Genomic DNA, 8532 nt, shown 5'->3' on the forward strand with positions numbered 1-8532 from the left:
GGGTGGGGAAATCGCCCCGCGCAGCGGGCCACGGCACGCCGGGCGGCCGACCCGCCCGCACCACCCCGGGGCCCGGGGCGCAGCCCCGGTATCGGGAAGGGGCGGGGTGGGGGAAACACCCCGCGCAGCGGGCCACGGCGTACGCCGTCAGCTCACCCTCTCCGCACCGTGCCTCACCGCCCGCAACCGCACCTCCGCCCCCAGCTCCCCCAGCCCCGCCGACCTCCGCGCATGCTCCAGCGCCTCCGCCGTCAGCAGGTTCAGCGTCTCGCCCGGGGCAGCGTGGGGCTCCAGGAGGAGGCGTACGCGGGCGGCAGGGGCGGTGCGGCGGCCCTTGAGGCGTACGCGCGCGCGGGCCACGCCGTCCAGGGACTCCGCGTCGTCCTCGATCGCGCTCTCCAGCGCCCGCGCACGGAGCAGCGCGCCCTCGCCGTCGCCGCTGTCGACCAGTATCTCCGCCATCCTGGCCCGGCGAAACTGGGCGAAGAACCACCACAGGGCCAGCACGACCAGCACCGCCAGCACGGCGATCACCACCGGCCACCACCAGCCCTGATCGCGCCAGCGCCCGCGGTCGGCGTGGCTCAGCAGCACATCGCGCTGCCCGCTGTACGGCCACCAGGACGGCACCGCCCAGCCCAGTCCGCGCGCCAGCACCGCGCCGCCCCCGCAGAGCAGCGCCAGACCCAGCAGAGCCAGCAGTACGCGGTTGACGACCCGGATCATCCCCGTCACCTCACCTCTTCTTGACGGGCCTGCGGACACGCATCGTCAGCGCGGGCGCCCGGTCGAGGCCCAGCTCGCGGATGCCGGCGGTGAGCACCCGGTCCAAGTCGTCCCGTACGTCACCGAGTTCGCGGAAGTGGGACAGGGCCCGCACCTTCACCTTGGAGCGTCCCATCCGTACCCGCACGGACCGCACGCCCGAGACCTCCATGGCCCGGTCGCGCAGCGTCAGCGCGGCGGCGTCGCGGTCGATGCCCGCCCGTACCAGCGGGGACTGGCGCCGCATGGGCAGCAGTCCGCGCAGGCCGGGGGTGAGGGCGAGCGCGAGGAGCCACAGTCCGAGCGCCATCGCGATGCCCGCGGCGACCAGCACCCAGGGTTCGTCCAGCGGCTGCCGGGCCAGTTGGGCTGCCAGTTCGCGGCGCCAGTACATCGCGGGGCGGCCGGCCCGTACCGCCGCGACGTCGTACAGCAGCAGAGCCGCCGCGCCGAGAACGACCAGCGCGGTCAGCGCCGCCGGGACGCGGCGCGTCGACCAGAAGCGCCCGGCCCGTTCGCCGTCGTCGTCGTCCGACAGCGTGGGCCTGGCCGCGTCCCGCGTGGTGGGGTCCGGCGGGTCCCACTCCCCCACACCACCGCCCCGCTCCGTCGCCCCGGCTCCCCCCTCGGGCGCGGGTTCGCTCATTGGAGCCTCCCCCGCGCCGCGAGGCGCGACCGGTCGGAGTGCAGCCGCTCCACCCGCACCACCACCTCCGGCACATCCATGTCCGCCAACGCCTTCACCCGCTGGGCGACGTGGAGACGTACGGCGCCGCACTGCCGGCCGATGTCGGTCGGATACTCCAGCTCGACACCGATCCGTACGCGCGCGCTGTCGTGGCGCACCGTCACGGTGGCGTGCGGCGCGGAGCCGCCTTCCGGTACACGGTCCAGCGCCTCCCGGGCCGCCTTTGCGGCGATCTTCGCGACGACCCGGTCGGCGATCGTGGTCGCCCCGCGCTCGCCGGCCGCCACCCGCTCAACGGCCACGCGCGTCACCGGCGCCGGTCGTCGCGGTCGCGACTGCGGAAGAGGTCACCGGGTTCCAGATCGCCGTCCAGGAAGCGCCCGGCCACGAAACCGATCACACCCAACGCGGCCACCAGCACAAAGGCCCCGAAGCCGCCGAAGTACCCGGCGAATCCGAGCGCCATACCGGCCAACAGGCCGACCACCGCCATGCTCATGTGCCGCTCCTCATCCACTGCGCTGCCGGTCGCGTACGGTGCGTCGTGCCGCCTGACGCCGCTTGACGCCGCGTACGGACGTTACTGGAGCCGGGTGTCCGACTCTTCGTCATCTTCCTCGTCCGGCAGCTTGACGTCGATGACCGCGATATTGACCTCGACGACCTCAAGTCCCGTCATCCGCTCGACCGCCGAGATGACGTTCTCCCGTACGGCGGCGGCGACATCGGTGATCGAGACGCCGTAGTCGACGACAAGCTCCAGGTCGAGCGCCGTCTGTACCTCTCCTACCTCGGCCTTCACGCCCCGGCTGACGGACTTGGCGCTGCCGGGGACCCGGTCGCGCACAGCGCCGAAGGTACGGGACATCCCGCTGCCCAAGGCGTGCACACCGAGGACGTCACGGGCCGCGAGGCCGGCGATCTTCTCCACCACACCGTCGGCGATGGTGGTACGGCCGCGGGAGGCCGGGGGCCCGCCGCCGCGTTTGGTGACGGGGCTGCTTCCCCCCTCGTCGACCGGCTGCTTCCTGCCTGACGGCGCGGACTGGTTACGGGGTGCGGTGTCTGACATCGCCATTCGTTCCTTCCCGGGCGGTGGTGGACTCCGCTGCCCACACTAGGTGCGCTTGCCCCGTCCCGCCCCGTGGATGCGGCAGGCTGGAGGAATGACGACTGCGCACAGCTCGGATGAGCTCGGCACCGGCGGATGGACGGCCGCGGTACGACAGCGGCTCGGCCTGGGCAGGCTGCTTCCGCTGGGCGGGGCGCGGGACGGTGCGTGGATCTCGGAACGCGCGGCGACGGACGAACTGCGGCGGGCGGCGGCGGAGGTGGCGGGCGCCGCGCTCGGCCGGCTTCGGCTCTCCCTGGCCGACCCGGACGGGGCCGGGCCGCCGGCCGTACCGCCACCGCCCAGCGCGCTGCCGCCCGGTCCGCTGCGGATCGAGGGCGAGTTCGCGGCGGGTCCCGCCGAGCCGTTGCCCGCCGTGGCGGAGCGGTTGCGCGGGGTGCTGTTCGCCTGTGCGACACAGCGTCTTGGGCTACGGGTCGAGGAGGTCGATCTGCGGGTGACGGCCCTGCTCGATCCCTCCGGGGAATCCGCGGCGGCAGCCGCCGCGCGGCCCGACGGGGAACCGCCGGACAGGGAACGGTCGGCCGACGTACGGGCCGCCACCCCGCAGGGCGAGCCGGAGCTCCTGGCGGCGGCGGTCCCGGGCGTCGCGTATCCGACCAGAACGCTGGGCGGCGCGGTGGTCACCACTCCGGGACATGTCCGGGTGGAGCTGGCGACGGCGGCCGGGCACCGCCCGCTGGAGGTGGCGCGGGCGGTACGGGCGAGACTCGGGGCGGAGCTGCCGGACGCGCCTTCGGTGGCCGTGCTGGTCACGGCGGTGGGTCGGGACGGCCGAGACAGCTCAAGTACGGCCGAGTGAGCCCGGGTACGGGCGGATGCGGCCGAAGGTCCGCCTGCCCGGGAACGGAACGACCCCCTGCGGACGACGCCCCTTCGGACCTACCCGTCCAGTCGGACTGCCCCGCCCAGTCGGACCTACCCGCCCAGCCGGACTTACTCGTCCAGGCCGGCCAGATCGCGAAGCCGACGCGCCTGCGCGGCACGCTCGGCGACACGCTGCGCCTCGAAGGTACGACCGGCCGCGCCCTGAAGGAGCGCCTTGGTCTCGATCAACGCGTCCCGCGGCGCGGCCAGCAGCGCGCCCGCCAGATCGCTTACCGCCGCGTCGAGTTCGTCAATGGGCACCACCAGATTGGCGAGCCCCGTACGCTCCGCTTCCTCGGCCCCTACGAAGCGGCCCGTGGCGCAGATCTCCAACGCGCGGGCGTAGCCGACCAGTCCGACGAGCGGATGGGTGCCGGTGAGGTCGGGGACCAGGCCGAGACTCGTCTCGCGCATGGCGAACTGGACGTCGGACGCGACGACTCGGAGGTCACAGGCGAGAGCCAGCTGAAAACCGGCTCCGATCGCATGCCCCTGAACGGCCGCGATCGACACGATGTCGGGTCGGCGCAGCCAGACGAACCCTTCCTGATACGCGGCGATCGCCGCGTCGAGGTCCTGGTCGGATTCCCGCGCGAGATCCAGGAAGGACGGCTCGCCGTCGAACCCCTCGGGGGTGAACGCCTGCCGGTCGAGCCCTGCGGAGAAGGACTTCCCTTCGCCCCGCAGCACAACGACCCGCACGCTGCCCGGCAGTGACCGTCCGGCTTCTGTCAACGCCCGCCACAGAGCGGGAGACTGGGCGTTGCGCTTCGCCGGATTGGCCAGTGTGACCGTGGCAACCGCGTCCTCGATGGTGAGCCGTACGCCGTCCTTGTCGAATACTGGTTCACGTACTGGTTCACGTACTGATTCGCGCGAAGTCATGGGGCGCCTCCGGTTCGGGCAGTCAGGGAAACCAGGCTAAGTGACTGCACAGTAACCACCTGGGCGATCGTCCGATCGACCCGGGTGGCCACCATCCGAACCGGTGGCCAGGAGGAGTCGCGCTCGGTCGTCAGGCCGATGCGGCCTTCTTGCCTCGCGTCGCTCCGCCGCGTCCCCGCAGCGTGACTCCGGACTCGCTGAGCATCCGGTGGACGAATCCGTAGGAGCGGCCGGTTTCCTCGGCCAGCGCCCGGATGCTCGCACCGCTGTCGTATTTCTTCTTCAGGTCTGCCGCGAGCTTGTCGCGCGCGGCGCCGGTTACCCGGCTGCCCTTCTTCAGAGTCTCGGCCACCCGTGCCTCCTCATGGGAAGTGCGCTCTGGACTTCTCATGATCACCCCTCGCGGGCTTCCTGGCCACCCATTCGGCAAGGTCCGCACGACAAGCTTTACCCGGCTCCAGGGGTGAAACACGACCGGAATCGCGTATTCCGTACGCGGTTACCGTCACCTCTGCCCAAAGCTCCGGACGAAGTGCCAGGTCAGCGCCGCCGCGTCGGAGACGGCGCGGATCATGGTGCGATCGGCCTGTTCCGTCGCGCACCACGCCGTGGTACGAGACGCACTCACACAGATGAGGGATCACGGCTGAGCCGAAATGATCCATATGGAGTCGATCACGCGCGTGGATCATGTGGCGACAGCTCATCACCGGGCCCCCGGCACCCCGCTCATGAGCGTACTCGGAGGTAGCGCAGAGCTACCGCAGGGGTACTCAGGGGGTTCTCAGGCGAGTGCGACCAGATCCGCGTAGTCCGCACCCCAGAGGTCCTCGACCCCGTCGGGCAGCAGAATGATCCGCTCCGGTTCCAGCGCGTGCACCGCGCCCTCGTCGTGGGTGACGAGGATGACCGCCCCCTTGTAGGTGCGCAGCGCGCCGAGGATCTCCTCACGGCTGGCCGGGTCCAGGTTGTTCGTCGGCTCGTCGAGCAGCAGCACATTCGCGGAGGAGACGACCAGGGTGGCCAGCGCCAGCCGGGTCTTCTCGCCACCGGAGAGCACCCCGGCCGGCTTGTCGACATCGTCCCCGGAGAAGAGGAAGGAGCCCAGCGTCTTGCGGACCTGGACCAGGTCGAGGTCGGGAGCCGAGGACCGCATGTTCTCCAGAACGGAGCGCTCCGGGTCGAGGGTCTCGTGCTCCTGCGCGTAGTAGCCGAGCTTGAGGCCGTGACCGGGGGTCACCTGTCCGGTGTCCGGCTTCTCGACCCCGGCCAGCAGCCGCAGGAGCGTGGTCTTGCCCGCCCCGTTGAGGCCGAGGATGACGACCCGGGAGCCCTTGTCGATGGCGAGGTCGACATCGGTGAAGATCTCCAGCGAGCCGTACGACTTCGACAGCCCCTCGGCCGTCAGCGGGGTCTTGCCGCAGGGTGCGGGCTCGGGGAAGCGCAGCTTGGCGACCTTGTCGGACTGGCGCACCTCCTCAAGGCCGGACAGCAGCCGCTCGGCGCGGCGGGCCATGTTCTGCGCGGCGACGGTCTTGGTGGCCTTGGCGCGCATCTTGTCGGCCTGGGAGTTCAGGGCGGACGCCTTCTTCTCCGCGTTGGCGCGCTCGCGCTTGCGGCGCTTCTCGTCGGCCTCGCGCTGCTGCTGGTAGAGCTTCCAGCCCATGTTGTAGACGTCGATGTGCGAGCGGTTGGCGTCCAGGTAGAAGACCTTGTTGACGACGGTCTCGACGAGTTCGACATCGTGGGAGATGACGATGAAACCGCCGCGGTACGTCTTGAGGTAGTCGCGCAGCCAGACGATCGAGTCCGCGTCGAGGTGGTTCGTGGGCTCGTCGAGCAGCAGGGTGTCGGCGTCCGAGAAGAGGATGCGGGCCAGCTCGACGCGGCGGCGCTGACCGCCGGAGAGCGTATGGAGCGGCTGGCCGAGCACCCGGTCGGGCAGTCCGAGCGCGGCGGCGATGGTGGCGGCCTCGGCCTCGGCGGCGTACCCGCCCTTGGTGAGGAACTCCGTCTCCAGGCGCTCGTACTTGCGCATCGCCTTCTCGCGGGTGGCGCCCTGGCCGTTCGCCATCCGGTCCTCGTTCTCCCGCATCTTCTTGAGTACGGAGTCGAGGTCGCGCGCGGAGAGGATGCGGTCCCTGGCAAGGACGTCGAGGTCGCCGGTGCGCGGATCCTGCGGGAGATAACCCACCTCGCCCGAGCGGGTGATGGTGCCCGCGGCGGGGACGCCCTCGCCCGCGAGGCACTTGGTGAGCGTGGTCTTGCCGGCGCCGTTGCGGCCGACCAGGCCGATGCGGTCGCCCTTGGCGATACGGAAGGAGGCGGACTCGATGAGGACACGGGCGCCGGCGCGCAGCTCTACACCGGTTGCGGTGATCACGGAAAGACTCCAGGGCGGTATGGACGGCGGAAGAGGGCAGGCGGAGGAGATTCTTCGACGCCGGCTAATGCACAAGGAGAAATGCCATACGGGTCAGTCTAACGGGGCCGCGCAACTGCTTTCTCTGGCCGGTCCCCGACGGATCGTCCGTTGGCTAGTTCGAGACACCGCTCGGTGGATCGTTCGGAGGAACGTTCGGGCGGTCGTTACGGAGCGGGGTGCGGCCCGGCACGATACGGCCGAGGTCGTCGACCGCCATCAGCTCGGCCGCCCAGTTGGTGTGTCCTGGGCAGGGCTGGGCGACCAGCAGGATCCCGGCCGTACGGACGTAACGGCCCGGCTCGAAGGCGCAGCCACGGGCGGCGGGCAGCACCCAGCGCAGATCGCCGTCGTCCGCCCGGAAGGTGGCGATGCGCTGCGGGGTCACGACGGCGAGCATGCGTGCCCCGGGTGTGAGGGGCTGGAGGACGCCCGCCGCGCGGCCGGATCCGGAGGCCAGCCAGTTGGCGAGACCGGGCAGGGCGCGATGCCAGCGGACGGCGGAGCCGGTCACGCGCTCGGTGTCGGTGACCAGGCCGTCGCTCCAGAGGGCGAAGGCGTGGCCGGGCCCCGCGGCGAGGGCGAGCGGGCGGCTGCCGGTGCGTTCATGGACCCAGCGGAGCGTGCCCGAGCGCGGGTCGCGTGCCTCGACACGGGGGCCGACAGTGCGCAGGACGGGCTCCTGGGCGGCGGGCGGTCCTGGCGCCGCGGTGGTGTGCACCGTGAGGCGGTCGTCGAAGGGGAGGTGCCGTGACTGCTGGGCGGCGGTCACCAGCGGGACGGCGATGACGGCGGAGAGGGCCGCGAGGAGGAGACGGGTGCGGCGTGGGCCGGAACCGGGGGCGCGGCGCCGGGAACCGCCGGGCGGGAGGCCGTCGTGCGGGGAATCCGCGTACGGGGACTCGGTCGGCGGGGAATCGGCGTCGTCCTGGGGACCGCCGCCCTCTCTGGCGCCCGGCAGCAGGTCCGGCGCCGTGGTCGTCGGCAGGGCCGTCACTGTTCTCCCTCGCTACCACTGGTGGGCCACTGGTCTCGATGCAGGCGCGAGCGTAGCCACGGGCCGCGCGGGCGGGGCGGGGGCGCCCCGCGACACGGCGGACGCGGCGGGGCACATCCCCCGTTCGGCCTCGGATGCCTGCCGCGCGGGGCCGGGACGGCTGGGAACGACACGAAGGCCGATTGTCAGTGGCCGGTGCGAGACTGAGATCCGCGTCACAGTCGAGCCCGCGAAGGGGTGATCCATATGACCGGAGTACCGAGCATCTGTCCGACCATCCTGTACAAGGACGCGAAGGCGGCCATCAGGACGCTCAAGGACGCCTTCGGCTTCACCGTGCTGAGGGCGTACGAGGACGAGGACGGCGCGGTGCTCCATGCCGAGCTGGCCTACGGCGACGGCGTGGTGATGGTGGGCTCGAAAGGCCGGGCGGGCGTCTTCGCCAAGGCGATGGGCGACGCGGGCCCGGCGGGCGTCTATGTGGTCGTCGAGGATGTCGACGCGCACCACGCGCGAGCGGTGGAGCACGGCGTCGGGGTCCTGATGGCGCCCACGGACCAGGACTACGGCTCGCGGGACTATATGGCCCGCGATGCCGAGGGAAACATATGGAGCTTCGGGACGTACGCGCCGGGCGCGGGGAGCTGAGGCCCGGCTGACCGCTGACCCCGGACCGCCGACCGCTGGCCCCGGACCGCTTGCCGCGGTCCGGGCGGCCGGGGCAGGGCCGGCGGGGCCGGTCCCAGCCTCCCTCGCCCGGCGCGCGGCCGGGCGGG

At 71.9% G+C, this 8532-nt stretch carries 11 protein-coding genes; 2 read left to right on the forward strand and 9 right to left on the reverse strand.

The annotated features are described in order from the left end of the window. Positions 1–147: 147 nt before the first annotated feature. The 5 genes from amaP to M1203_RS17015 all read right to left on the reverse strand — a co-directional run bounded on the left by amaP (position 148) and on the right by M1203_RS17015 (position 2525). Positions 148–726, reverse strand: a complete 579-nt coding sequence (gene amaP / locus M1203_RS16995) for an alkaline shock response membrane anchor protein AmaP (RefSeq protein WP_249950924.1) — start codon at positions 724–726, stop codon at positions 148–150. 10 nt (positions 727–736) lie between these two features. After that, positions 737–1411 carry a DUF6286 domain-containing protein gene (locus M1203_RS17000; protein WP_249950572.1) on the reverse strand — a complete coding sequence of 225 codons (675 nt, stop codon included), beginning with the start codon at positions 1409–1411 and terminating at the stop codon, positions 737–739. Continuing rightward, positions 1408–1764, reverse strand: a complete 357-nt coding sequence (locus M1203_RS17005) for a hypothetical protein (RefSeq protein WP_374403193.1) — start codon at positions 1762–1764, stop codon at positions 1408–1410. Before M1203_RS17005 ends, M1203_RS17000 begins: the two co-directional genes overlap by 4 nt. Beyond that, positions 1761–1952: a hypothetical protein gene (locus tag M1203_RS17010; RefSeq protein ID WP_030353762.1), complete on the reverse strand. Its 192-nt coding sequence runs from the start codon at positions 1950–1952 to the stop codon at positions 1761–1763. The genes M1203_RS17005 and M1203_RS17010 overlap by 4 nt, the downstream gene beginning before the upstream one ends. An 81-nt stretch (positions 1953–2033) precedes the next feature. Then, a complete protein-coding gene (locus tag M1203_RS17015; RefSeq protein WP_249950574.1) occupies positions 2034–2525 on the reverse strand; it encodes an Asp23/Gls24 family envelope stress response protein in 492 nt (163 codons plus the stop codon). A gap of 94 nt (positions 2526–2619) precedes the next feature. On the opposite strand from M1203_RS17015, the gene M1203_RS17020 reads away from it, so the two are divergent. Next, a complete protein-coding gene (locus tag M1203_RS17020; protein ID WP_249950575.1) occupies positions 2620–3387 on the forward strand; it encodes a hypothetical protein in 768 nt (255 codons plus the stop codon). Positions 3388–3521: 134 nt separating this feature from the next. On the opposite strand, the gene M1203_RS17025 is transcribed toward M1203_RS17020, so the two are convergent. From M1203_RS17025 to M1203_RS17040, 4 genes are all read right to left on the reverse strand, one after another. Beyond that, positions 3522–4337 carry an enoyl-CoA hydratase/isomerase family protein gene (locus M1203_RS17025; RefSeq protein ID WP_249950576.1) on the reverse strand — a complete coding sequence of 272 codons (816 nt, stop codon included), beginning with the start codon at positions 4335–4337 and terminating at the stop codon, positions 3522–3524. 130 nt (positions 4338–4467) lie between these two features. Then, the gene (locus tag M1203_RS17030; protein ID WP_006123601.1) at positions 4468–4689 is read right to left on the reverse strand and encodes a helix-turn-helix domain-containing protein; all 222 of its coding nucleotides are present in this window, start codon (positions 4687–4689) and stop codon (positions 4468–4470) included. Positions 4690–5121: 432 nt separating this feature from the next. After that, positions 5122–6720 carry an ABC-F family ATP-binding cassette domain-containing protein gene (locus tag M1203_RS17035; RefSeq protein WP_030353757.1) on the reverse strand — a complete coding sequence of 533 codons (1599 nt, stop codon included), beginning with the start codon at positions 6718–6720 and terminating at the stop codon, positions 5122–5124. A 154-nt stretch (positions 6721–6874) separates the two neighbouring features. Further along, a complete protein-coding gene (locus M1203_RS17040; protein WP_249950577.1) occupies positions 6875–7756 on the reverse strand; it encodes a hypothetical protein in 882 nt (293 codons plus the stop codon). 246 nt (positions 7757–8002) lie between these two features. Between M1203_RS17040 and M1203_RS17045 the strand changes: the two genes are divergently transcribed. Then, complete coding sequence (locus M1203_RS17045; protein ID WP_249950578.1) at positions 8003–8404, forward strand: VOC family protein; 402 nt, start codon at positions 8003–8005, stop codon at positions 8402–8404. The last annotated feature ends 128 nt before the right edge of the window (positions 8405–8532 follow it).

Source organism: Streptomyces sp. 35G-GA-8 (genome assembly GCF_023534745.1).
In the GTDB taxonomy this organism is placed as follows: Bacteria; Actinomycetota; Actinomycetes; order Streptomycetales; family Streptomycetaceae; genus Streptomyces.

Excerpts from the sequence above, each read along its gene's own strand:
- amaP (WP_249950924.1), bottom strand. The coding sequence starts at position 726 with ATGATCCGGGTCGTCAACCGCGTACTGCTGGCTCTGCTGGGTCTGGCG.
- M1203_RS17000 (WP_249950572.1), bottom strand. The coding sequence starts at position 1,411 with ATGAGCGAACCCGCGCCCGAGGGGGGAGCCGGGGCGACGGAGCGGGGC.
- M1203_RS17010 (WP_030353762.1), bottom strand. The coding sequence starts at position 1,952 with ATGAGCATGGCGGTGGTCGGCCTGTTGGCCGGTATGGCGCTCGGATTC.
- M1203_RS17015 (WP_249950574.1), bottom strand. The coding sequence starts at position 2,525 with ATGTCAGACACCGCACCCCGTAACCAGTCCGCGCCGTCAGGCAGGAAG.
- M1203_RS17020 (WP_249950575.1), top strand. The coding sequence starts at position 2,620 with ATGACGACTGCGCACAGCTCGGATGAGCTCGGCACCGGCGGATGGACG.
- M1203_RS17025 (WP_249950576.1), bottom strand. The coding sequence starts at position 4,337 with ATGACTTCGCGCGAATCAGTACGTGAACCAGTACGTGAACCAGTATTC.
- M1203_RS17045 (WP_249950578.1), top strand. The coding sequence starts at position 8,003 with ATGACCGGAGTACCGAGCATCTGTCCGACCATCCTGTACAAGGACGCG.